We start from the raw sequence: 21806 nt of genomic DNA on the forward strand, positions 1-21806 counted from the left end.
ATATGATTGACCCTTCCCTCATCGGCCGCAGCCTTTCGCCTGTCACCGCGCATGTCGAGCCCGGACGTCTGCGTTATTTCCGCGAAACGCTGGGCGAGACCAATCCGGTCTATGGCGATGCCAGGGCCGCGCAGGCTGCCGGCTATGCCGCGACGCCGGTGCCGCCGACCTATCTGTTCTGCCTTGAGATGATGGACGCGGAACAGGCCTTCGAGTTCATCACCGTCATCGGCGTCGACATCGGGCGCCTGCTGCATGGCGAACAGCGCTTTACTTACAAGGCGCCCGTGGTAGTCGGCGACACGCTCAAGTTCCAGCCGCGCATCGTCAGCGTCGCCGACAAAAAGGGTGGCGCGATGACGCTGGTCGGCATCGAAACCAAAGTCACCAATCAGAACGGCACCCACGTCGCGGACTGCGCCCGCACCGTTGTCGTGCTCAATCCGGCAACCGCATGAGTACCGCCGTGAAAACTCAACCCGCGATAGGCGACCGCATCGTCCACAAGGTGTTTCCGCCGATCAGCCGCCACACGCTGGCGCTCTATTGCGGCGCCTCGGGAGACCACAATCCGATCCATGTCGACCTGGATTTCGCCAAGGCCGCCGGATATCCGGACGTCTTCACCCACGGCATGCTGGTCATGGGCTATCTCGGCCAGGCGCTCACCGATGCGGTCCCTCCCCCGCGGCTTCGCATGTTCTCGACGCGCTTCGTCGCGATCACGCAGCTCGGTGCACGCCTGACCTGCGAGGGGCATGTTTCCGAGTTCGTCGAACATGATGGCGAGCGATGCGCGAAGCTGGCGCTGACGACCAAGGACGAGAGCGGCGATCTCAAACTATCAGGCGAAGCAATCATCGCGCTCTGATCGGGAAAAACAAATGACAAAACTCAAGGGAAAAGTCGCGCTGATCACGGGATCGGGGCGAGGCATCGGCCGCGCGATTGCGCTGAAACTTGCCAGCGAGGGCGCGAGGGTCGTGGTCAACGATCTCGATGCGGCGCCGGGCGACGCCGTCGCCGCGGAAATCCGCAAGGGCGGCGGCGAAGCCATCGCGATCAACGGCAGTGTTTCCGAGACCGGCTTCTCCGACCGTTTCGTCGGCGCAGCCATGGAAACATTCGGCGGCCTCGACATCATCGTCAACAACGCCGGTTATACCTGGGACTCGACGATCCAGAAGATGACCGACGAGCAGTTCCAGGCCATGCTCGACGTCCACCTGGTCGCACCGTTCCGCCTGCTGCGCGCCGCCTCCGAGCCGATCCGGATCATGGCAAAGAAAGAGGCCGAAGCCGGCCGCGAAGTGTTTCGCAAGGTGGTCAACATCTCCTCGATTGCGGGGCTCTACGGCAACGCCGGACAGGCCAGCTATTCGTCGGCCAAGGCGGCGCTGGTCGGGCTGACGCGCACGCTTTGCAAGGAATGGGGACGCTACAAGGTCAACGTCAATTGCGTTGCCTTCGGCCTGATCAATACCCGCTTGACCCAGCCGATCGAAACCCAGCAGAAGACCATCGACGTCGCCGGCTGTGACATCAAGGTCGGGGTCCAGCCCCAGATGCTCGATGCGATGGCGAGGATGATTCCGCTCGGGCGCGGCGGCACGCCGGAAGAAGCCGCCGATGCGGTCTATCTGTTCTGCAGCCCGGAATCGAACTACATCAGTGGGCAAGTCGTCGTCTGCGGTGGCGGCCTCATCATCTAGCGCGGGGATCCAATGCAATATCGTTCTTCCTGGATGACGGAGGAGCTGGACGTCTTTCGCGACCAGTTTCGCAAATTCCTCGCCAAGGACCTGGCGCCACACGCCGAAGCCTGGCGCGATCAAAAAATGGTCGATCGCTCGGCCTGGCGGGCGCTGGGCGAGATGGGCGCCCTGCTGCCGAGCGTCCCGGAAGCCTATGGCGGGCTGGGTGCCAGCTTCGCCTATGAAGCTGCCGTGATCGAGGATCTCGAAACCGTGGTGCCGGAAGTGACGACCGGGTACTCGGTGCATAGCGCCATCGTCGCGCATTACATTTTGAATTACGGCTCCGAGGAACAGAAGCGGCGCTGGTTGCCGAAAATGGCCAGCGGCGAGTTCGTCGGCGCCATCGCCATGACCGAACCCGGCACCGGCTCCGATTTGCAGGGCGTGCGCACGACGGCCCGAAAGCAAGGCAACAATTACGTCATCAACGGCCAGAAGACCTTCATTACCAACGGGCAGGCCGCCGATCTGATCATCGTGGTCGCGCGCACCGGCGAGCCCGGCGCCAAGGGAATCTCGCTGATCGTGCTTGAAGCCGAAGGCAATGACGGTTTCCGCCGCGGGCGCAACCTCGACAAGATCGGCCTGCACGCATCCGATACGTCCGAATTGTTCTTCGATAATGCGGTGGCGCCGCCGGAGAACCTGCTGGGCAGCGAGGAAGGCAACGGCTTCGTGCAGCTGATGCAGCAATTGCCGCAGGAACGCCTCTCACTGGCCGTCGGCGCCGTGGCGTCGATGGAGCGCGCGATCAAGCTGACCGCCGACTACACCAGGGAACGCAAGGCCTTCGGCAAGCCGATCATCGAATTCCAGAATACCGCCTTCAAACTGGCCGAGCGCAAGACCGAAGCCATGATCGCGCGCGTGTTTGTCGATTGGTGCGTCGAACGCCTCGTCGCCGGCGAACTCGATACCGTGACCGCTTCCATGGCGAAATGGTGGACTTCGCAGAAGCAGGTGGAGACCGCGGATGAATGCCTGCAGCTCCACGGCGGCTACGGCTACATGGAGGAATACCCGATCGCGCGAATGTTCGTGGATGCGCGCATCCAGAAGATCTACGGCGGCACCAACGAGATCATGAAGCTGTTGATCGCGCGGTCGCTGTAACGAGATAACGCGTTACAGCGTCTGCACGTCGACCACGCCGGACACCGCCTTGATCGCGCCGGCGATCTGCGGCGAGACCTTGAAGCGGCCGGGAAGCTTCATCTCGACCTCGGTTTCGAGGTCCAGCATGATCACCAGAGAGACGTCGCCGTCGGCGCCCCCCGCCGGCGTCGGCGCCGGTTTCATCGGCAGGCCCTTTGGCGCGCCGGGCACGACCGGCTCCGGCATGTTCAGCCGTCGGGCGATCGAATCCAGCGGCTTGGTGTCGCGAACGAAGATGCGAAGACCCTTCTGGGTTTTGGCCGCGGCGTCATCCAGCGGCTCGGCGTGCAGCACCCTCGCCCGCACGTCCTCGCCCTGCAGTTCGGCGCCGAGCTGCAGCAGCACGGCCGCCCCCGGCTCCAGCACGTCGCGATATTGCGCGAGGCCTTCGGAGAACAGCACCGCTTCGAAATGGCCGGTCGGATCGGACAGGCCCATGATGCCCATCTTGTTGCCGGTCTTGGTCCGCCGCTCCATGCGCGAGACGACCGTGGCCGCGACCTTGCCGGCGGTCGCGCCAGTTTTGACCGCGCGTGAGAATTCCGCCCAGGACTGCACGCGCAGCCGCTTCAACACCGTGGCATAGTCGTCGAGCGGATGGCCGGACAGGAAGAAGCCGATGGCGTCGTATTCGCGCCGCAGCCGCTCGGCCGGCAACCACGGTTCCATCTGCGGCAGCATGATGGTCGGAGCATCCGCGGCGCCGCCGAACATGTCATTCTGCCCGATCGTCGACGCCTCATGGCTGCGCTGGCAGGCGGCCAGAATAGCCTCGGCGCCGCCGAATACCCGCGCGCGGTTCGAATCGAGCGTGTCGAAAGCGCCGGCGGCCGCCAGGCTTTCGATGACGCGCTTGTTGATGGCGCGCGGATTAACGCGCGCGGCGAAATCGGCGAGCGAGGTGAACAGCCCTTTGCGCCGTTCCTCCACGATCAGTTCGACCGCCTGCGGGCCGACGCCCTTCAGCGCGGCCAGCGCATAATAGATGGTGTTTTCGCCAACCTCGAAGGTCGCACCCGAGCGGTTGATGTTGGGCGCCTCGACCTTGATGCCGAGCCGCTGCGCCTCGGCGCGAAACTCGCTGAGCTTGTCGGTGTTGTTGAGTTCGAGCGTCATCGACGCGGCCAGGAACTCGACCGGATAGTGCGCCTTCATATAGGCGGTGTGATACGACACCAGCGCGTAGGCCGCGGCGTGGCTCTTGTTGAAGCCGTAGTCGGCGAACTTTGCGAGCAGTTCGAAAATCGTATCGGCCTGCCCCTTCGGCACGCCGTTCTTGACCGCACCGGCGACGAAGATCGCGCGCTGCTTCTCCATCTCGGCGCGGATCTTCTTGCCCATCGCCCGGCGCAGCAGGTCGGCGTCGCCGAGCGAATAGCCGGCCATCACCTGGGCGATCTGCATCACCTGTTCCTGGTAGATGATGACGCCGAAGGTTTCCTTCAGGATCGGCTCCAGGATCGGATGCAGATATTCCGGCTCCTCGTCACCGTGCTTGCGCGCGCAGTAGGTCGGGATGTTAGCCATCGGGCCGGGGCGATAGAGCGCCACCAGCGCGATGATGTCCTCAAAGCGGTCGGGCCGCATGTCGACCAGCGCGCGCCGCATACCCTGGCTTTCCACCTGGAACACGCCGACCACATCGCCCCTAGCCAGCATCTGGTAGCTCGGGGCGTCTTCGATCGGCAGCGTTGCCAGATCGACTTGGATATCGCGTTGCCTGAGCAATTTGACCGCGACGTCGAGCACGGTCAGCGTCTTCAGGCCGAGAAAGTCGAACTTCACGAGGCCGGCGGGCTCGACCCATTTCATGTTGAACTGGGTCACCGGCATGTCGGATTTTGGATCGCGATAGAGCGGCACCAGTTCGCTCAAGGGGCGATCGCCGATCACGATGCCGGCGGCGTGGGTCGAAGCGTGCCGGGTCAGTCCTTCCAGGCGCTGCGCGATATCGAAGGCGCGCGCCACAACGGGGTCTTCGTCGCGGAACGCCTGCAGTTTCGGTTCACTCTCGATCGCCGCGGCCAGCGTTACCGGGGCTGCGGGATTCTGCGGCACCAGTTTGGTCAGCTTGTCGACCTGCCCGTAAGGCATCTGCAGCACGCGGCCGACGTCGCGCAGCACGCCCCTCGCCTGCAGCGTTCCGAAGGTGATGATCTGCGCCACCTGATCGCGGCCGTAGCGCTGCTGCACGTAGTCGATGACCTCGCCGCGGCGATCCTGGCAGAAGTCGATGTCGAAGTCCGGCATCGAGACGCGTTCCGGATTGAGGAAGCGCTCGAACAGCAGGCCAAACCGAAGCGGATCGAGGTCGGTGATGGTCAGCGCATAGGCCACCAGCGATCCCGCGCCCGAGCCGCGGCCCGGCCCGACCGGAATGTCGTTGTCCTTGGCCCATTTGATGAAGTCGGAAACGATCAGGAAGTAGCCCGCATAGTTCATGCGGTTGATGACGTCGATCTCGAACGCCAGCCGCTTCTTGTAGTCCTCCTCCGAGGTGCCCTGCGACAGGCCATGCACCGAAAGGCGCCTTGCAAGCCCCTCTTCGGCCTGACGCCTGAGCTCCGCAGCCTCTTCGGTTGCCGCATCGGACCCGGATCCCGCGCCCACTGTGAAGCGCGGCAAAATCGGCTTGCGCGTCATCGGCCGGAACGAACAGCGTTCGGCGATCTCGACGGTGGAAGCCAGCGCCTCCGGAATATCGGCGAACAGGACCGCCATCTCGGCGCGGGTCTTGAAGCGGTGATCCGGCGTCAGCTGTTGGCGGTCGGTCTCGGCGATCAGCCGGCCGCCGGCGATGCAGAGCAGCGCGTCGTGGGCTTCGTAGTCGTCAGTGCTGGCGAAATACGGCTCGTTGGTCGCGACCAGCGGCAGGCCCTTGGCATAGGCGAGATCAATCAGGCCCGATTCGACGCGGCGCTCCTTGTCGATGCCGTGGCGCTGCAATTCGACATAGAGGCGGTCGCCGAACAGGCTGGTCAGCCGATCGCAGCGCGTCGCCGCCAGCGCAGAATGATCGCCGAGCAGCGCCAGCGAGATCGGCCCCTCGGGGCCGCCGGTCAACGCGATCAGGTCCTCCGAGTAGCCTTCAAGCCATTCGAGCTTGATGTGCGGAGACTGATGAACCGGCGTCTCCTGGAACGCCCGCGAGTTCAGGTGCATCAGGCTGCGGTAGCCGCGCTCGCGCGCCGCCAGCAGCACGATTCGCGCAGGCGCGGCGGCCAGCGCATTGCGCGCGTTGGGATCCTGGTCACCGAAATCGATCGCGAGTTCCAACCCGACGATCGGCTGGATGCCATAGCCCGCCATCTTGTCGGAGAATTCCAGCGCCCCGAACATGTTGTCGGTATCGGTCAGCGCCAGCGCCGGCTGGCGGTCGGCCTTGGCAAGCTCGCCGAGCTTGGCGATCTTGATCGAACCCTTCAGCAGCGAATAGGCCGAATGAACGTGGAGATGAACGAATCCGGCGCTGGACATGTCGCTTTGAGGGCTCTTGCATCGTGGATGGGAGCGATCGCCAGGCTCTCCGGAAAACTTCCCCGGGCGCCGACTCGCCAGCTCCAATGGTGATGCGTTGGGCTAGCGGAGTCCACGCGGAACGCTCAGCTTGCGCCCGCCATCCGGCTTTTCCCCAAGGGGCTGTCGAAGCCTGTTTTGGGGATACGCCGGCCCCGATCCCACCCCCACCTCAGAGCTGGGGAATCAGCTGCGCCCACACCGCGATCATCCCGACAAACAGCGTAATCGACGCCAGAGCAGCGGCTTCTTCCACAAACATCCTCAACATCGCAGGCACTCCCGATCCAAGAACATATGAGGAACATTGTTCCTTTTTTGTTCTAGGAGTCAAGCGCGCCTGGCGGGTCAGTTTGAAGAATGACCGCCGTGGTTAATTCTCGGACCCGACTGCCCGTCGCAATGCCTATGATCTTGCGAGCTGGTTGGTTGGGGTCCCTAGGGCGTTTCGGGTGGCTTGCCGTTCCCGCCTTCTGTCCGAGGCCGTTCAATAAGCTCGTATGTGGGCACGTGGCCGCTATTCCACCACGACTCCAGCGCGGCCCCGCAGACCGTGCAGACCGCGTCACCTGTTTGCGGTACCAAGAACTTCTCTTCCGTACGTCTGTACTCGGCGCCGCAATTGCATTGAACAATCGTCGCCATGTCCCGAATATGCGCCCGGAACCGCCCGTTTTCCAGCCAGCAACCCTGCCACAATCAAACTGATCGACTTGGCGACTGGTTGAGGTCGCGGAGTCAGATGAGACGCCGCATCAGCTTTTCGATGTAGTCATTCACGGCATCTGCAAAGTCGCACTGAGAGCCGGGTCCGGCCGCGTCTCCGTGAGCTTTCACCACCGACCGAACGCTTTCCAAGGCGTCCCTTTGCTGGGGTGCGGGCGTCACGGCGACCAACTCGTTGATGGCATTTTCTGCCAGAGGAATGGCGCTCGTCTTAGCCTCCGCAATCAGCGGAGACAGCGCGGAGGTACATTTGTGTACGTTTTCCATGTCCCAAATATGCGCCCGGCCCGGCGCGTTTGCCAGCCCTCAGGGACCGTTGCTTGTCACTGGCACGACATCCCCGCTTCCATCGGCCCCCAGAAGCCACATTCCGTGGTGGGGTGATGGGGACCGCGCGCGTGAAGGCGGCCGTTGAAAATCAGCAGGGCTGCGGCGGCGAGCAGGACGGCTGAAACGATGATCGGGAATCTTATTTTCATGTCCCGAATATGCCTTCGGGAGCTGACCAATTCCAGCCCGCGCGGCTAGGCGGTCTTTCGTCCAAAGACCGGTGATGTCTTCTTGATCGGCTTCCAGCCGAAATAATCATGGGTACCGGACCAGGCGTGGATTTCGGTCTGGCAGACCATGCATTCGAATTTGCCCGAATGCTTGTGCTGATGCTGCTCCCTCGTCGCGGAGTAATCCATCCCGCAACCCGGGCAGGTAAATTCTTCTGTAGTCCAGATGCTGCTTGCCATTGCGCAACTATGCGCCGGCGGCGAGGCGATTCAAGTCCGCGAAGTTCCTGTAGTTAAGGGCGCGATAAATGGACTCGCGCTCTCGCGTTAACAAAAACTTCCGCAATGTCGAACCAGTGGGCTCAACAAAAAAGCCCCGGGCGACGCCCGGGGCTTCAATGGTCTCGCTAGCGAGTAGCGAAATCAGTACTTAGTTAGATCAGTACTTCGCGATGACCGGGCCGCCGAACTTGTAGTTCAGGCGAGCGGTGACCAAGTCGACGTCCTGGCTGATGCGATCGGTGCCGAAGAACGCGCCAGCCGGCGTGGTGAAGGTGTAGGTCCGATCCTGCAGGAAGATGTGGTTGTACTCGACGCCAATCGACCAGTTCGGGGCGAAGCCGTATTCGAGGCCAGCACCGACCGTGCCACCCCAGCGGGTGTCGTCGCCGGTGGACGCAGCAAGCGCGCCAGCAACTGTGTTGATGTGGTTACGGTTCGAGGTCACAGCAGCACCGCCCTTGACGTAGAGCAGGACGTTGTTGACGGCATAGCCAACCTGACCGGTGAACAGGCCGAATGCGTCGATCTTCGAGTGGTTGACGAAGCCGGGGAACAGCAGGCTGGTGTTCGAGCCCTTGAAGTCAGCCCAGTTGCCCTGCGCTTCCAAACCGAACACCCAGGTGCCGGCCTGCCAGCGATAGCCGACCTGACCACCGACCGTGGCGCCGGATGCGTCATGGGAACCCTCGGGGCCAACCAGAACGTTCGGGGCGACCGCGTCCCAATCAGTGCGGCTCCAACCGCCGCCACCGTTGACGCCGATGTAGAAACCACTCCAGTCATACACAGCGGCGATCATCGGCGGCGCCTTGGTGTAAGGACGCGCAGCGAGATCCGCAGCCACTGCCGGCGCAGCCGCGCCGAGCGCGATCAGGCTGGCCGTTACAAGCAAAACCTTCTTCATCTTTTTTAATTCCCGTTCCAGTTGGTACAGCCCCCAAGGCCGTGGCAGCGTCATACCATTGTTCGTTTGAATTACTGTAACTTGGCTGCAACAGCGGACGCGAAACGTCTTCCGTGAAAATGTAAGTTAATATTGTGTAACAGGCACTTTTCGAAACATTGTGTGCACGTTCGCCGCAGAAAAATCACAATGGAACCTTGCGGCGGTATCGGCGTGTGAGATTGTGTTGAAGAGATGGCGCGCGTGCGCCGCTAAAGATGTTCAACGATCCGTGATCGAACCGGCGAGCGCGCCCCGAGCTCAACGAGATTCGGATGCATGGAGCGATTCCAATTCCATTGTGGAGCTGTCGTCATTCCAGCTCGACGACCTGACCGTCCACCAGCGACACCCGCCGGTCCATGCGCCCGGCCAATTCCATATTGTGAGTTGCGATCAGCATCGCGACCCGGGTCGCCTTTACGAGCTGCATCAGGGCGTTGAACACGTGATCGGCGGTGTGCGGATCGAGGTTGCCGGTCGGCTCGTCCGCCAGCAGCACCCGCGGCGCATTGGCGACCGCGCGTGCGATCGCGACGCGCTGCTGCTCGCCGCCGGACAGTTCGGCCGGGCGATGGGTGATGCGTTCGCCAAGACCGAGATAGGCCAGGATCTCCGTTGCACGCTTGATCGTCTCGTTGCGCTTGAGACCACGGATCATCTGCGGCAGCATGACGTTTTCGAGCGCGGTAAATTCCGGCAGCAGCCGGTGCTGCTGGTAGACGAAGCCGATGTCGGAACGCCTGATGTGGGTGCGCTCGATGTCCGACAATTGCGAGGTCGGCGCTCCCGCGACATAGACCTCGCCGTCATCGGGGCTTTCGAGCAGGCCCGCGATATGCAGCAGCGTCGACTTGCCCGAGCCCGACGGCGCCACCAGCGCCACCGACTGCCCGGCCCACAGCGCGAGCTTGGCGCCGTTGAGAATGGTCAGCGTCGCCTCACCCTGCGTGTACTGGCGTTTTATCTCGTGGAGATAGACCACCGGTACATCTTCCGCGCCCTCGGCCATTTTGTCCTCACTCATACCGGAGCGCGTCCACAGGATCGAGGCGCGCCGCGCGCCAGGACGGATAGAGCGTGGCCAGGAACGACAACGTCAGCGCCATGATCACGACGGCAGAGGTCTCGCGGAAGGCGATCTCGGCCGGAAGCTTCGAGAGGAAATAGATCTCTCGCGGAAATATGTCGGTGTTGGTGAGCCACGACAGGAATATCTGGATCGATTCGATGTTGAGACAAATCAGCATTCCGACGAAAAAGCCGGTCAGCGTGCCGACCACGCCGATCGCAGCGCCCGTGATCAGGAATATCCGCATGATCGAGCCACGCGAGGCGCCCATGGTGCGCAGGATCGCAATGTCCTGCCCCTTGTCCTTGACCAGCATGATCAGGCCAGAGACGATATTGAGCGCCGCGACCAGTACGATCATGGTCAAAATCAGGAACGTCACGTTGCGTTGGACCAGCAGCGCATTGAAGAAGGTCGAGTTGCGCTGCCGCCAGTCGACCAGGAACACCGGCCGCCCGGCCGCTTCCGTCACCAGCCTGCGGAAAGCGTCGATCCTGTCCGGATTGGAGGTGAACACCTCGATCGCGGAGACGTCGTCCTTGCGGTTGAAATAGGCCTGCGATTCCAGCAGCGGCATGAACACGAAGCCTGAGTCATATTCCGACATGCCGATCTCGAACACGGCAGCGACCTTGTAGGGCTTGATGCGCGGCGTGGTGCCCGTCGCGGTCACAGCCCCCTTCGGGGCAACCAGTGTGATGCTGTCGCCGGCACGCAACGACAACGTATCGGCGAGCCGGCGACCGATCGCGACGCCCTGCCCCTCGTCGAAGCCTTGCAACGTGCCCTGCTTGATGTTCGCCGAGATCGAGGTGAGGTTGTTCAGGTCAGCGGCGCGCATGCCGCGCACCACCACGCCCGAGGCGTTGAAGGCCGACGACGCCAGCGCCTGACCGTCAACCACCGGCGCGGCCAGCCGGACACCCTGAATCAGGCTGATCCGCTCGGCGACATCCTTCCAGTCGGTCAGCGGCGATTCCAGAGGTTGAACCAGCAGATGCCCGTTGAGGCCGAGGATCTTGTCCAGCAGTTCCTTGCGAAAGCCGTTCAACACGGCCATCACGACGATCAGGGTCGCAACTCCGAGCATGATGCCGAGGAACGAGAAACCGGCGATGACGGAAATGAAGCCTTCCTTGCGGCGCGCCCGCAAGTAGCGCCCGGACAACAGCCATTCGAACTGCGAAAACGGAGGGGTACGAACTGTCTCCTTCATGGTCTCACCCATCACTCGTACCGGAGTGCGTCGACGGGATCGAGGCGCGCGGCGCGCCAGGACGGATAAAGCGTGGCCAGGAACGACAGCGTCAGCGCCATGATCACCACCGCGGTGGTCTCGCCGAAATCGATCTCGGCGGGCAGCTTGGACAGGAAGTAGAGCTCCGGCGAGAACAGTTCGGTATTGGTCATCCACGACAGGAATTGCCGGATCGATTCGATGTTCAGGCAGACCAGCATGCCGACGAAAAAGCCGGTCAGCGTGCCGACCACGCCGATCGCAGCCCCAGTGATCAGGAATATCCGCATGATCGAGCCCTGCGAGGCGCCCATGGTGCGCAGGATCGCAATGTCCTGGCCCTTGTCCTTGACCAGCATGATCAGGCCGGACACGATGTTGAGCGCTGCGACCAGCACGATCATGGTCAGGATCAGGAACATCACGTTACGTTCGACCTGCAGCGCGTTGAAGAAGGTCGAGTTGCGCTGCCGCCAGTCGACCAGGAACACCGGCCGCCCGGCCGCTTCGGTCACCAGTTTGCGGAAAGCGTCGATCCTGTCCGGATTCGAGGTGAACACCTCGATCGCGGTGACGTCGTCCTTGCGATTGAAATAGGCCTGCGACTCCGGCAGCGGCATGAACACGAAGCTCGAATCGTATTCCGACATGCCGATCTCGAACACCGCGGCGACCTTGTAGGCCTTGATGCGCGGTGTGGTGCCCATCGGGGTCACGGCCCCCTTCGGAGCAACCAAGGTGATGCTGTCGCCGGCATGCAATGACAGCGTATCGGCGAGCCGACGCCCAATCGCAACGCCCTGCCCCTCGTCGAAACCTTCCAGCGTGCCCTGCTTGATGTTCTTGGCGACCGAGGTGAGGTTGGTCAGGTCCGCGGAACGTATGCCCCGCACCAGCACGCCCGAGGCGTTGAAGTACGAGGACGCCAGCGCCTGGCCGTCCACGACAGGCGCGGCCAGCCGGATGCCCTGAACCTGGTTGATACGCTCGGCGACATCCTTCCAGTCGGTCAGCGGCGATTCCAGCGGCTGAATCAAGAGATGTCCGTTGAGGCCGAGGATCTTGTCCAGCAGTTCCTTGCGAAAGCCGTTCATCACGGCCATCACGATGATCAGCGTCGCAACGCCGAGCATGATGCCGAGGAACGAAAAACCGGCGATGACGGAAATAAAACCTTCCTTGCGACGCGCCCGCAGGTAACGTCCCGACAACAGCCATTCGAACTGCGAAAACGGCGGGGTTCGGACTGTCTCGTTCATGGTCTCATCCATCTTTCGATAATCCCATGATTCGGGGCCAAATGTGGCCGGGAATGGCCAAGAATACCCGCCCCCCGTGGATAATCTTTATCCCGCGATCGACCGCTTATCGTCCAACTATCCTGGCGACCGCTTCGGCCGGGCTGAGATTCTCGCGCGAGCCGTCGCTGCGCCGCTTGATCTCGAGCTTGCCCTCGGCGAGGCCCTTGGGGCCGACCAGAATCTGCCAGGGGATGCCGATCAGGTCGGCGGCGGCAAACTTCGCCCCTGCGCGCTGATCGGTGTCGTCGTAGAGGACATCGACGCCCTTGGCCTCGAGCTCGCGATACAGCGCCTCGCAGGCGGCATCGGTATCGCTGGAGCCCTGCTTCAGGTTCAGGATCACGGCGGTGAACGGAGCCACCGCCTCGGGCCATTTGATGCCGGCATCGTCATGGCAGGCCTCGATGATGGCGCCGACCAGGCGCGACACGCCGACGCCGTAGGAGCCGCCATGGATCGGCACGTCGACGCCGTCGGCGCCCGCGACCATCGCCTTCATGGCGTCGGAATATTTGGTGCCGAAGTAGAATATCTGGCCGACCTCGATGCCCCTGGTGTGCACCTTCTTGTCGGCAGGCACTTCGCTGTCGAAGCGCGCGGCATCGTGCACGTCCTCGGTCGCGGCATAGACCGAGGTCCATTGCTTGATGATCGGGGTCAGATCGCCGTCATAATCGACGTCGTCGCCCGGGATCGGCAGATTGAGCACGTCGCTGTCGCAATAGACGCCGGACTCGCCGGTCTCGGCCAGCACGATGAATTCGTGGCTGAGATCGCCGCCGATCGGGCCGGTCTCCGCGCGCATCGGGATCGCCTTCAACCCCATCCGCGCGAAGGTGCGCAGGTACGCGACGAACATCCGGTTATAGGAGCGCCGCGCCGCGGCCTCGTCGATGTCGAACGAATAGGCATCCTTCATCAGGAATTCGCGGCCGCGCATTACGCCGAAACGCGGACGCTGCTCGTCGCGGAACTTCCACTGGATGTGGTAGAGATTGAGCGGCAGGCTCTTGTAGGATTTGACGTAGGCGCGGAAAATCTCGGTGATCATTTCCTCGTTGGTCGGCCCGTACAGCAATTCGCGCTTGTGGCGGTCGCTGATGCGCAGCATTTCCGGACCATAGGCGTCGTAGCGGCCGCTCTCGCGCCAGAGGTCGGCAAGCTGCAGCGTCGGCATCAGCAGTTCCAGGGCGCCGGCGCGGTCCTGCTCCTCGCGGACGATCTGCTCGATCTTCTTCAACACCCGAAAACCCAGCGGCAGCCAGGCGTAAATGCCCGCCGCTTCCTGCCGCATCATGCCGGCACGCAGCATCAGGCGGTGCGAGACGATCTCCGCCTCTTTCGGATTCTCTTTCAGGATGGGCAGAAAAAACCGCGACAATCGCATGGGTCAACTCAGGGAATCAGGGGGACGAAAGGAAGAATGGCAGTGAAACCGGATCGGCTACGAAAATACAAGGCCGGAACACCTTAAAAAGCCGCAAGATGCGCGGATTTCCGGCCGTTTTGATCACCGATCTTGACCGCATAATTGCGGCGCGATCAGGTCCGGGTCGGTCTCCGCAGGCAATGACGGGAATGGTGCGTCTCCCGTACGATTCTGTCGTCCTGGCGAAGGCCGGGACCCATAACCACCGGCGGCAATTGTTTGCGCGCTGGTCGTTATCTTTCTTTCCAACAATTCCGGCCGCGGCGTGTGGGTCCCGGCCTTCGCCCTAGGGCATGCACACATGTCTGAGGCTCCATCCTGCGGCGGCGGCGTGGAAGTATTCGAGGCCGTGCTTCATGGTGATGGGACCTGGCGGCTTGGACGAGGGATAACCGTCCCAGCCGCCGAGCCGGCCGACGATCCAGGCGGCCCACGCGAGGCTATCGGGCGGATGCGGATTTCTGAGCCGTTTGCTTTGGGCTTCGAGATTGCGGTTGAAGGCGGCAAGGGTAGCGACTTCCTCGGCATCGAAGGCAACCTGAATGGGCTGGTGATCACGGCCATCGCGTGCCTGCACGAGTTGGAGGGTAATGATCGCCGCCTTGGCTGCGATCGCGACCAACTTGAGGAGCCGCTCGGCAGTCCCGACCTGGCTGTCTTCGAGCTTGAAGCCTTGCGTCTTGAGGATGCGGAAGAACTGCTCGATCAGCCACCGCCGCTTGTACCATTCGACGATGCGCCAAGCCTCTTCTGCCGTGGTCACCGGATGCGTCGTGAGCAGCCGCCAATGCAGCGGCTCAATGCCGGCCTGAGGCTCGACCTCACGCACATCGACCAGGGTCAGCGAGAGACTTTTCGGCAAATGGCGCAGGAACTTGGTTTGCGGTCTGGCCAGCTTCACGGCGCCGAAGCGCAGATCGAGACGCGCGGCTCGCTCGGCCCGCTGTGCCCGCGCAGGCAGCACGATGGCCCGTTGTTCGATGATGGGCATGGCCTCGCTGGCTGCATACAGGCCGGAAGCATCCGCCAGCTTGCGATCGTGCATGCTGCGAGCAATGACGTGGAACTGCTCTTCCAGGGCGCTGGCATAGAGAGCGAAGATGTCGCTCTCGCGGTCGCCCAGCATGGTCACCATGGCGGCCTTGGCCAGCCGCGGCTTGGCCGCCAGCGCGGTCGAGATCCAGCGCTGCGATTCCTTGTCCGAGAGGGCGCGCTGATCGTGCGAGACGGTGCGGCGGCCCTTGCGGGTCCAAATCTCGCCGTGCAACAGGCCAAGGCAATTGCCGCTCTGCGCGTCTACCGCCAGCATCGGGTGCAGCAACACCCCGCGAGTGTTGCCGTGGCCAATCTCGCCGAGCCCGCGCCGGCGTTGTGCCGTCGTGGCAAAATTGATTTCGCTGGTATCCTGGATCGCCAGCACATGGCGGCCTTCGGCCGCGGTTACCGTGCCCTCGCTCCAGCTTTCGATCACCCGCGCGGTCGTCACCTTGGAATTGCCGAGAAAGCGGTTGAACCGCACCTCCTGCGCCCGAACCCCCTTCGCAAGCCGTCGCAGGCAGACATCCTTGCCCGCGACCATGCATTCGACGAGCGCCGCCCCCCTTTATCGAGACGACGATCCCCGAACCGACCCAATGACCAGTCAATTTCCGCCAGCATGTCGACACCTCTGCCAAAGCCGAAGTGTCACAATATGAATCACACAAAATGCCGATTCGGGAATCCCCGACATCAGATGTGTGCATGCTCTAGGGCCTTCGCCGGGACGACACGCGGATATAGTTTCGCATTCTCGCGGCGCCTTGCGCCCGAGGTTTGCAGGTTACTTTCGCCCCCGAAATTCAGAGGGCGCAGGGAATGCCGGATGCGCGCTGCACCCGCGGTCTCGTGTGCGATTGTGCTAAGTAGGCTGCACACGAGCATACAGGGCAGCGGAGAACATCCGACATTCCCTGCGCAATGGCTTTACGGCTTATGACGCGCTCTCCCCGGTGAGACGGCCTCTATTGCCACCGTCGCCCCTCGGAAGCGTTGGCTCCCGAAAGACTTGACGCCGTTACGGGCGCCAGGACCACACGCTTTCGCCGTACGCATCAGCCGCGACCGTCAATCGCAACTGTTACGTCCACCGCAACCCGCCCCTCGTCGTGACGACGGCCGACGCCCTCTGAGTGGGACGGGATGGCCAAGAATGAACCGGTGATTTGGGGTCGAAGGAAAGAGAAATATTTTTGATTTTCGGAATTTTTGGACTTGACATGATTTCCGAAAACCGGAACTAATTTGCCCGTCGGGTTGTTTTGTCGCATGCTGGCGGCGAGATTGCACTTGCGGGCGAGGCGACGCAGCATACTCCGTCACCGCACGTCGAAGTCGCCTTCCAGCGTGATTTTCTCGAAATCGGTTACCAGCGCGTCGATCCGCATGTGCCAGCGGCCGGCGAGCGGCAACGGCACGCCGCGCACGTGCCAGGACCCATCCGGCCCGCGCGTCGCCTCACGCGCGAATGGTTCGATGCCGCGCTCCGGCAGGCTCAGCGTCAGCGTCGCCTCCTTGGCCGATAATGCACCGAAGTCGCCGGTCAGCAATTGCAGGACAAAATCATCCGAACCCACTTTGCCCGGCGAAATCGACACCTGAGCCATCGCCGTCTCGGTGTGGATATGGATCGCCAGCGGCGCCTGCGCGGCGGCCGCCAGCACACGCGGCGGCGGCGTGAAACGCCAGCCAGCGACGACGGCGAGAATACCCACCACCACGACGCATTCGATCAGGATCGAGCCGATCAATGACCGCCCTTTCTGCGGATCGGCCGCCACGGCCGGTGTCAGGCGGTACCGGTTCAGCGCGGCTAGCCCAAGCAGGACCGTGACCAGTATCAATTTGACCAGCAGGATAATGCCGTAGCGGGTGTCGATCAGCGCACGAAAACTCTCAAGCTGGACGATTGCCAGACCCAGTCCGCTCAACACCAGAAAACCGACGACCGGCACAGCCAGGCGCGAGAACCGTTGCAGCACCGGCACCACCGCGGCCGTTGATTGGCGCGCCAGCACCGCAAGGGGCGCGAGTGCGCCGACCCAAAAGGCGATGGCAACGCCATGGATGAACATCGCCGGCGCCGTCAGCGATTTCGGAGACGCCGTTGCGGCGTGCCCGCTCGTTGCCAGCGACAGCCCGGCGCCTGCCAGCGCAAGAACAGTCAATACCCGGGCGGTCATCCCGGTCGGGCTGCGCCACGCAAACCAGGCGATGACCATCGACGCGATCGCAATCAGCAGCGACGGCCCGAGGCTGGTTCCGAGCGCGCTGGTCCATGGCGCTGCTGTCGCCAGCCCGCCGAGCGGACGATCGAGCAAGTCGAGACCCTGCAGGCCAAGCGAGGCGACGGCGCTCGCGACACCGACGGCAAGCGCGCCCGTGATCACGCGCGCACCGCCGGTGCCCCGCCCGATCCATGCAGCAAAGAACGCGCCGCCGACGCCTGCGAACAAGCCGACATAAACCCCGATGCGGGCCAGCCAGATCAGGATCGCAACCGGGCCGCCATTCGACTTGGCAGCACTGGCCGTCACAACGCCGATCGAAAACACCAGCGATCCCGCGACGGGATGCCCGTCCTGGGAAACCACGCGATAGCTGACGACCTGCGTCCCGCGCGGCAGATCGTCAGGCAACACGATCACGACGGATTGGTCGACCGCACGAACGGTGACAGCGCGTGTCTTGCCCGCGGCATCGATCAGGTTGACGACAGCGGGTGTGACGCTTTCGTTGAACTGCAATTGCACGGTCTTTGGCGCCTCGGCCACGACGCTGCCATCGGCAGGTTCGGCAGCCACCAGCGACGCATGCGCAAACGCTTCCGTTGCAAGACAGAGCGCCACCAGCAGTGCCGCGACGGCTGCGATGGCGCGTAACATCGAATTTACGGCCTCGAAATCAGCTTGAGGCCCGGTGCCGGTGACGAGCCGTCATGACTATGCGACCCGGCCCCGGCCTTCGGAATATCGATCCAGCGGCTAACCCCCTTCTCGCATTCCTGCACCACCGGAAAATACAGCGTCGTGTTCGGCTTCAGGCCGCCGGTGAGGAAGGTTGCCATGACGAATTCGTCGTAATTGTCGTCGGCAAGTTTGCCCCCGCTCCAGGACACTTCCTTGACGCCTTCGGAGAATTTGCTGCCGTGATATTCGTATTCGGCGGCGTATTTTCCCTTTGTCGTCTCGAGAGTCCAGCCGGCCTTCGGCATCGGCTTGACGCTGATCACGCCTTCGGGGATTTGCACCCGGATTTTGACGGTGGCCGATCCCGCGCAACCATGTGGCACGGCGAATACCGCCTTGTAATAACTGCCGACGGCCGCCTCGCGCTTCTCCAGCGTCACGTGCGCGTTGGCGGAAGACGCGGCGCAGAGCGCAGCGGCAGCGACTAGCAAACCTGGCTTCATTTTTGGCCTCAAATATTCATGCTGGATTGAATCGGACGCCCGCCGCATCAGGCGCGAGCAGCCTGGCTCTGAACGGCGAACGCTTTCCATCGCCATTACTTCTTCATGCCGGAATGACCCGAATGATCATGCGCTGGCGCCTGGGCGCCGACGCCCTGCACGTCGAGCGACAGTGTCACCTTGCCCGCCTTTTCGAACTCGAGCGTTACCGGCACCTTGTCGCCCTGCTTGAGCGGGCGCTTGAGATCCATCAGCATCAGATGATAGCCGCCGGGCGCGAGTTTTACGGTCTTGCCGGGTTCGATGGCGAGCCCCTTGTCGAGCGAGCGCATCGTCATCACGCCATTGTTCATCGCCATCTCGTGGACCTCGATCTTGCCGGAGATATCGGCCGCGCCCTTGATCAGCCGATCAGGCGCCTGCCCCTTGTTCTCGATGGTGAGGTATCCACCCGCGATCTTGGCACCGCCCGGTGTGGCGCGGCTCCAGGCTTGCGTGATCACGAGATCGCCAACCTTGGCGTCTTGGGCGTGCAAGGGAGCTGTGAATAGCGCGGCCACGAAAGCGACGCAGGCAACGGTACGAGAGAAAGAATTCATCGGATTTTCCTTGGTTTTCTTTTGCGGCTCGCGCCCGCAAACGGCGTCTCGAATCCCCCCGGCGCAAGGTGCGCGCGCCGGGAGTCGCAATCAATCACCACCGCGCTTTTACGCCCGCGTACACGGCACGGCCAGTGCCGGGCTCGAATAACGGCAGGTTCGGATTTGCCCGGTCGGTGATGCTGGCGGAGCTGATGTAGGCCTTGTTGGTGATGTTTCGAGCCTCGATATACATCGAATAGGTGCCGCCATTGTCGACGCCCGCCTTCAACCCGACGATCGCATAGGCCGACGTCTTTAGGGTATTGGCGCTGTCCACGTAGTAGGATTCCGGTACCCACTCGACGTTGGGGCCGACATAGATTCCCGTCGGATGCTTGTAGAGCAGTTCGGCCCGCAGGTAATGACGCGGCGCGCCGGGCAACTGGTTGTTTCCGAAGACGGGATCGTTGTCGAAGCGGAAATCGTTGAAAGTGTAGGCAAGGTTCACCCAGACCTTGTCTGGCGCGTTACCCGGCACGAACAGCCCCTTGAAGACAGCGGCGCCCAAACCGGCTTCGATGCCCTGATGGATAGTGCGATCGGCGTTCGTGACGTTGCAACTGCCGTTCGCGAAGAAGAGGCAGAGCAGCTCGTCCTTGATGTCGGCGCGATAGCCGGTCAGTTCCCAGGTCAAATCGGGACGCCGGCCGCGGGTGCCGATTTCATAGGTGGTCGCCCGCTGCGGCCGGATGCTGGTGAACGGGATGAACGGAGCGGACGCGCTCTCGCCGAAGCTCGGCACCTCGGCGCTGCGCGAAACATTGGCGTAGGCCTGCCAGGTTGGATCGATATTCCACAGCAGACCGCCTTTGGGACTCCACAGGTTGAATTCCGTGCGCCCCGACTGATCTCCATTGCTAAGAAAACGATCGCGACGATCGCGCGTGGCGTACAGGAACTGCGTACCGGCGACGGCCGCGACGTTCGGCAGGAAGTAAAACGAGTCCTGGATATAGACCGAGGTGTTCTGGGATTTGTCGACCGACGAGGACAGCAGCGCTCCCTTCTGTCCGGCGATATTGGCAAATTGCTGGTTGTCGATGCTGCCGTTGATGACATTGACGCCGGCCACGAGAACGTTGCGGTAGCCGCCGATGTTGCGATCGTCGGTGACGCGGGCAAAGCCGCCATAATCCTTGTAGCGATAGTCCAGCCATTGGAAGATCGGATGCATCAAATGGCGGTCGACGCCGAACACGCCGAAATCAACGATCGTGTCCTCGAACCGGATGGTGGTCTTGTTCGCCAGCCGCACCGTATCGATGTTGCGCTGCTGGTCCATCAGGATGTTGTTGGGCGCAGCCGTCTCGGGAGACGTGAGCGCCGACTGCTTGGTAACCGTGCCGGGGATGCGCTGCCGGACCTGATTGGCGTTCACATAGAACCGTGTCTCGAAATCGGGTGAGAACTGGTAGCCCACATTGCCGCTGACGCGCGTTGCACTGCCGTTGCTGTGATCGCGAAAGCCGTCCGCAGCCTGGGTCGATGCGGTCACGAAACCATCCCAGGGCCCGTTGGCGCCGCCCGCGTTGGCCTGCAGCCGGCGAAACCCGAAAGCACCGCCATCGACACTGACGCCGTTCACGAACGGGTCGCGCCCGCTGGGCGTGACGAAATTGATGGCCCCGCCCAGGGAATTCGCGCCAAACCGCAAGGCGTTTCCGCCTTTGAACACTTCGACATATTTGTAGGCGGTCGGATCGATCTCCTGGAAATCGCCATAGCCGTCAGCGGTGTTGATCGGGATCCCGTCCATGTAGAGCTGGACGCCGCGCAGATGGAAGTTGCGCGACAGGCCGGAACCGCGAATCGAGAGCCTGGTATCGTCACCCCATTTGGGCTGCGCGAAGACGCCGGGGACGTAATCGAGAACATCCTTGATCGTATTGGCGACGGTCGAATTCCGGTAGGCCTCGGCCGGAACGAGCGCCACGCCGCCCGGGGTCTGCTGAATATCGCGGATCGCCTGTTGCACCGTAAGGACCGTCAGCGCCGGTCCCCTCGCCGGTTCGCTTGCAGCCGGCGGCGCAACCGGGGACGGATTTCGGACGCGAGACGCACGCGCCGTGCGCGCCGCACTGCGCTGCGGAGCACGGGCTGAAACTGTCCGCTGCGGCGTTGGGGCATCCACGGTGACGGGCGGAAGCGAACTTTGCGTATTGGTTTGAGCACCCGCCGGAACGGATGCAAAGACGGCGGCGCAAGCAAGCGCGCGCGCGGGCAAATGATAGCGAAACATGTGGTATTCCTGACACCGGCTCTAGCGGCCGGTTAATGAACTGCAGCGATCAGCGCAGCCGAAGCCGCACCGATCGTTCGGATGTTCGAAAGGTCAGGAAATAGAAGGTGGCGCGCGCGCTTGCGCGTGCGAGCCGGCGCGGGAACCGAAGCGGTCCGTTGTGAATTCGACCCAGACCACGCGCGCGTGCTGGCGTTCGATGACGATGGCGTTGGTGGTTTGCGGCGCGTCGACCGGCGCACCGGTGTGAAGCACGCTGCAGACCGAACAGCAGCCATCGTGCGCGCGGTGCCCGGTCTGGTCGCTCTGCCCTGTGCTGCCATCTGCATTGCCGTGACAGATCACGGCCGCGGCGATCGGATCGGAGGCCGCGATGCTCGCCGCCCAGCACGCGCCGATCGGTGCGAAAATCTGCACCATCAGGGCGATCAGGACTATGGGTAGGAAATTTTTCAGCCGCGCGCGCATCGCAAACCCATCCGGAACGAGAACTAATCACCGGGAGCGTTCGAAGTCGAGATCGGGTTTTGCGGTTTATCCGCTTGTGTTGCGCAAATA

General features: G+C 62.6%; 20 protein-coding genes. 4 read left to right on the top strand and 16 right to left on the bottom strand.

Features of this window, described 5'->3' with window-relative positions:
* Window positions 1-2: 2 nt before the first annotated feature.
* The 4 genes from JQ558_RS11930 to JQ558_RS11945 are packed head-to-tail and all read left to right on the top strand — an operon-like array spanning window position 3 to window position 2870.
* Window positions 3-458 carry a MaoC family dehydratase N-terminal domain-containing protein gene (locus tag JQ558_RS11930; RefSeq protein ID WP_212208079.1) on the top strand — a complete coding sequence of 152 codons (456 nt, stop codon included), beginning with the start codon at window positions 3-5 and terminating at the stop codon, window positions 456-458.
* The gene (locus tag JQ558_RS11935) at window positions 455-871 is read left to right on the top strand and encodes a MaoC family dehydratase (RefSeq protein WP_212208080.1); all 417 of its coding nucleotides are present in this window, start codon (window positions 455-457) and stop codon (window positions 869-871) included. Before JQ558_RS11930 ends, JQ558_RS11935 begins: the two co-directional genes overlap by 4 nt.
* A 13-nt stretch (window positions 872-884) precedes the next feature.
* Complete coding sequence (locus tag JQ558_RS11940) at window positions 885-1712, top strand: SDR family NAD(P)-dependent oxidoreductase (protein WP_212293754.1); 828 nt, start codon at window positions 885-887, stop codon at window positions 1710-1712.
* Window positions 1713-1724: 12 nt separating this feature from the next.
* Window positions 1725-2870 carry an acyl-CoA dehydrogenase family protein gene (locus tag JQ558_RS11945; protein ID WP_212293755.1) on the top strand — a complete coding sequence of 382 codons (1146 nt, stop codon included), beginning with the start codon at window positions 1725-1727 and terminating at the stop codon, window positions 2868-2870.
* Window positions 2871-2882: 12 nt separating this feature from the next.
* On the opposite strand, the gene dnaE is transcribed toward JQ558_RS11945, so the two are convergent.
* The 16 genes from dnaE to JQ558_RS12025 all read right to left on the bottom strand — a co-directional run bounded on the left by dnaE (window position 2883) and on the right by JQ558_RS12025 (window position 21716).
* Window positions 2883-6389 (bottom strand): DNA polymerase III subunit alpha, encoded by a 3507-nt coding sequence (gene dnaE, locus JQ558_RS11950; protein WP_212293756.1) that lies wholly within the window; start codon window positions 6387-6389, stop codon window positions 2883-2885.
* Window positions 6390-7166: 777 nt separating this feature from the next.
* Entirely contained in the window at window positions 7167-7421 is a 255-nt protein-coding gene (locus JQ558_RS11955; RefSeq protein ID WP_212208083.1) for a hypothetical protein, read from the bottom strand.
* Window positions 7422-7477: 56 nt separating this feature from the next.
* Entirely contained in the window at window positions 7478-7633 is a 156-nt protein-coding gene (locus JQ558_RS11960) for a hypothetical protein (protein ID WP_212208084.1), read from the bottom strand.
* Window positions 7634-7678: 45 nt separating this feature from the next.
* A complete protein-coding gene (locus JQ558_RS11965) occupies window positions 7679-7843 on the bottom strand; it encodes a hypothetical protein (RefSeq protein WP_312014766.1) in 165 nt (54 codons plus the stop codon).
* A 250-nt stretch (window positions 7844-8093) separates the two neighbouring features.
* On the bottom strand, window positions 8094-8840 hold the full coding sequence (locus JQ558_RS11970; RefSeq protein WP_212208086.1) for an outer membrane protein: 747 nt from the start codon (window positions 8838-8840) through the stop codon (window positions 8094-8096).
* Between the two features lie 352 nt (window positions 8841-9192).
* Window positions 9193-9891 (bottom strand): ABC transporter ATP-binding protein, encoded by a 699-nt coding sequence (locus JQ558_RS11975; protein ID WP_212208240.1) that lies wholly within the window; start codon window positions 9889-9891, stop codon window positions 9193-9195.
* A gap of 7 nt (window positions 9892-9898) precedes the next feature.
* A complete protein-coding gene (locus JQ558_RS11980) occupies window positions 9899-11179 on the bottom strand; it encodes a lipoprotein-releasing ABC transporter permease subunit (protein ID WP_212293757.1) in 1281 nt (426 codons plus the stop codon).
* Window positions 11179-12459, bottom strand: a complete 1281-nt coding sequence (locus JQ558_RS11985; RefSeq protein ID WP_212001436.1) for a lipoprotein-releasing ABC transporter permease subunit — start codon at window positions 12457-12459, stop codon at window positions 11179-11181. The genes JQ558_RS11980 and JQ558_RS11985 overlap by 1 nt, the downstream gene beginning before the upstream one ends.
* Before the next feature lie 94 nt (window positions 12460-12553).
* Window positions 12554-13876, bottom strand: a complete 1323-nt coding sequence (gene proS / locus JQ558_RS11990) for a proline--tRNA ligase (protein ID WP_212032165.1) — start codon at window positions 13874-13876, stop codon at window positions 12554-12556.
* A 328-nt stretch (window positions 13877-14204) separates the two neighbouring features.
* Window positions 14205-15497, bottom strand: coding sequence for an IS4 family transposase (locus JQ558_RS11995; RefSeq protein ID WP_212293758.1), 1293 nt, complete (start codon window positions 15495-15497; stop codon window positions 14205-14207).
* Window positions 15498-16011: 514 nt separating this feature from the next.
* Window positions 16012-16269 (bottom strand): hypothetical protein, encoded by a 258-nt coding sequence (locus tag JQ558_RS12000; RefSeq protein WP_212293759.1) that lies wholly within the window; start codon window positions 16267-16269, stop codon window positions 16012-16014.
* Window positions 16270-16275: 6 nt separating this feature from the next.
* Entirely contained in the window at window positions 16276-17841 is a 1566-nt protein-coding gene (locus JQ558_RS12005) for a CopD family protein (protein ID WP_212293760.1), read from the bottom strand.
* A gap of 5 nt (window positions 17842-17846) precedes the next feature.
* Window positions 17847-18368, bottom strand: coding sequence for a YcnI family protein (locus JQ558_RS12010; protein WP_212293761.1), 522 nt, complete (start codon window positions 18366-18368; stop codon window positions 17847-17849).
* A 95-nt stretch (window positions 18369-18463) separates the two neighbouring features.
* Window positions 18464-18967, bottom strand: coding sequence for a copper chaperone PCu(A)C (locus JQ558_RS12015; protein WP_212293762.1), 504 nt, complete (start codon window positions 18965-18967; stop codon window positions 18464-18466).
* 94 nt (window positions 18968-19061) lie between these two features.
* Entirely contained in the window at window positions 19062-21248 is a 2187-nt protein-coding gene (locus JQ558_RS12020) for a TonB-dependent receptor domain-containing protein (RefSeq protein WP_212293763.1), read from the bottom strand.
* Window positions 21249-21341: 93 nt separating this feature from the next.
* Complete coding sequence (locus JQ558_RS12025) at window positions 21342-21716, bottom strand: DUF2946 domain-containing protein (protein WP_212272964.1); 375 nt, start codon at window positions 21714-21716, stop codon at window positions 21342-21344.
* Window positions 21717-21806 lie beyond the last annotated feature (90 nt).

Origin of the sequence: Bradyrhizobium sp. AUGA SZCCT0160 (genome assembly GCF_018130105.1) — a bacterium.
In the GTDB taxonomy this organism is placed as follows: domain Bacteria; phylum Pseudomonadota; class Alphaproteobacteria; order Rhizobiales; family Xanthobacteraceae; genus Bradyrhizobium.

What these genes read in the sequence shown, in the direction of transcription:
- JQ558_RS12005 (WP_212293760.1), bottom strand. Translation starts at nt 17,841, where the DNA reads ATGTTACGCGCCATCGCAGCCGTCGCGGCACTGCTGGTGGCGCTCTGT.
- dnaE (WP_212293756.1), bottom strand. Translation starts at nt 6,389, where the DNA reads ATGTCCAGCGCCGGATTCGTTCATCTCCACGTTCATTCGGCCTATTCG.
- JQ558_RS12025 (WP_212272964.1), bottom strand. Translation starts at nt 21,716, where the DNA reads ATGCGCGCGCGGCTGAAAAATTTCCTACCCATAGTCCTGATCGCCCTG.
- JQ558_RS12000 (WP_212293759.1), bottom strand. Translation starts at nt 16,269, where the DNA reads ATGCTGCGTCGCCTCGCCCGCAAGTGCAATCTCGCCGCCAGCATGCGA.
- JQ558_RS11970 (WP_212208086.1), bottom strand. Translation starts at nt 8,840, where the DNA reads ATGAAGAAGGTTTTGCTTGTAACGGCCAGCCTGATCGCGCTCGGCGCG.
- JQ558_RS11945 (WP_212293755.1), top strand. Translation starts at nt 1,725, where the DNA reads ATGCAATATCGTTCTTCCTGGATGACGGAGGAGCTGGACGTCTTTCGC.
- JQ558_RS12020 (WP_212293763.1), bottom strand. Translation starts at nt 21,248, where the DNA reads ATGTTTCGCTATCATTTGCCCGCGCGCGCGCTTGCTTGCGCCGCCGTC.
- JQ558_RS11980 (WP_212293757.1), bottom strand. Translation starts at nt 11,179, where the DNA reads ATGGGTGAGACCATGAAGGAGACAGTTCGTACCCCTCCGTTTTCGCAG.
- JQ558_RS11955 (WP_212208083.1), bottom strand. Translation starts at nt 7,421, where the DNA reads ATGGAAAACGTACACAAATGTACCTCCGCGCTGTCTCCGCTGATTGCG.
- JQ558_RS11985 (WP_212001436.1), bottom strand. Translation starts at nt 12,459, where the DNA reads ATGGATGAGACCATGAACGAGACAGTCCGAACCCCGCCGTTTTCGCAG.
- JQ558_RS11995 (WP_212293758.1), bottom strand. Translation starts at nt 15,497, where the DNA reads ATGGTCGCGGGCAAGGATGTCTGCCTGCGACGGCTTGCGAAGGGGGTT.
- proS (WP_212032165.1), bottom strand. Translation starts at nt 13,876, where the DNA reads ATGCGATTGTCGCGGTTTTTTCTGCCCATCCTGAAAGAGAATCCGAAA.
- JQ558_RS11965 (WP_312014766.1), bottom strand. Translation starts at nt 7,843, where the DNA reads ATGGATTACTCCGCGACGAGGGAGCAGCATCAGCACAAGCATTCGGGC.
- JQ558_RS11940 (WP_212293754.1), top strand. Translation starts at nt 885, where the DNA reads ATGACAAAACTCAAGGGAAAAGTCGCGCTGATCACGGGATCGGGGCGA.
- JQ558_RS11930 (WP_212208079.1), top strand. Translation starts at nt 3, where the DNA reads ATGATTGACCCTTCCCTCATCGGCCGCAGCCTTTCGCCTGTCACCGCG.
- JQ558_RS11960 (WP_212208084.1), bottom strand. Translation starts at nt 7,633, where the DNA reads ATGAAAATAAGATTCCCGATCATCGTTTCAGCCGTCCTGCTCGCCGCC.
- JQ558_RS12010 (WP_212293761.1), bottom strand. Translation starts at nt 18,368, where the DNA reads ATGAAGCCAGGTTTGCTAGTCGCTGCCGCTGCGCTCTGCGCCGCGTCT.
- JQ558_RS11935 (WP_212208080.1), top strand. Translation starts at nt 455, where the DNA reads ATGAGTACCGCCGTGAAAACTCAACCCGCGATAGGCGACCGCATCGTC.
- JQ558_RS12015 (WP_212293762.1), bottom strand. Translation starts at nt 18,967, where the DNA reads ATGAATTCTTTCTCTCGTACCGTTGCCTGCGTCGCTTTCGTGGCCGCG.
- JQ558_RS11975 (WP_212208240.1), bottom strand. Translation starts at nt 9,891, where the DNA reads ATGGCCGAGGGCGCGGAAGATGTACCGGTGGTCTATCTCCACGAGATA.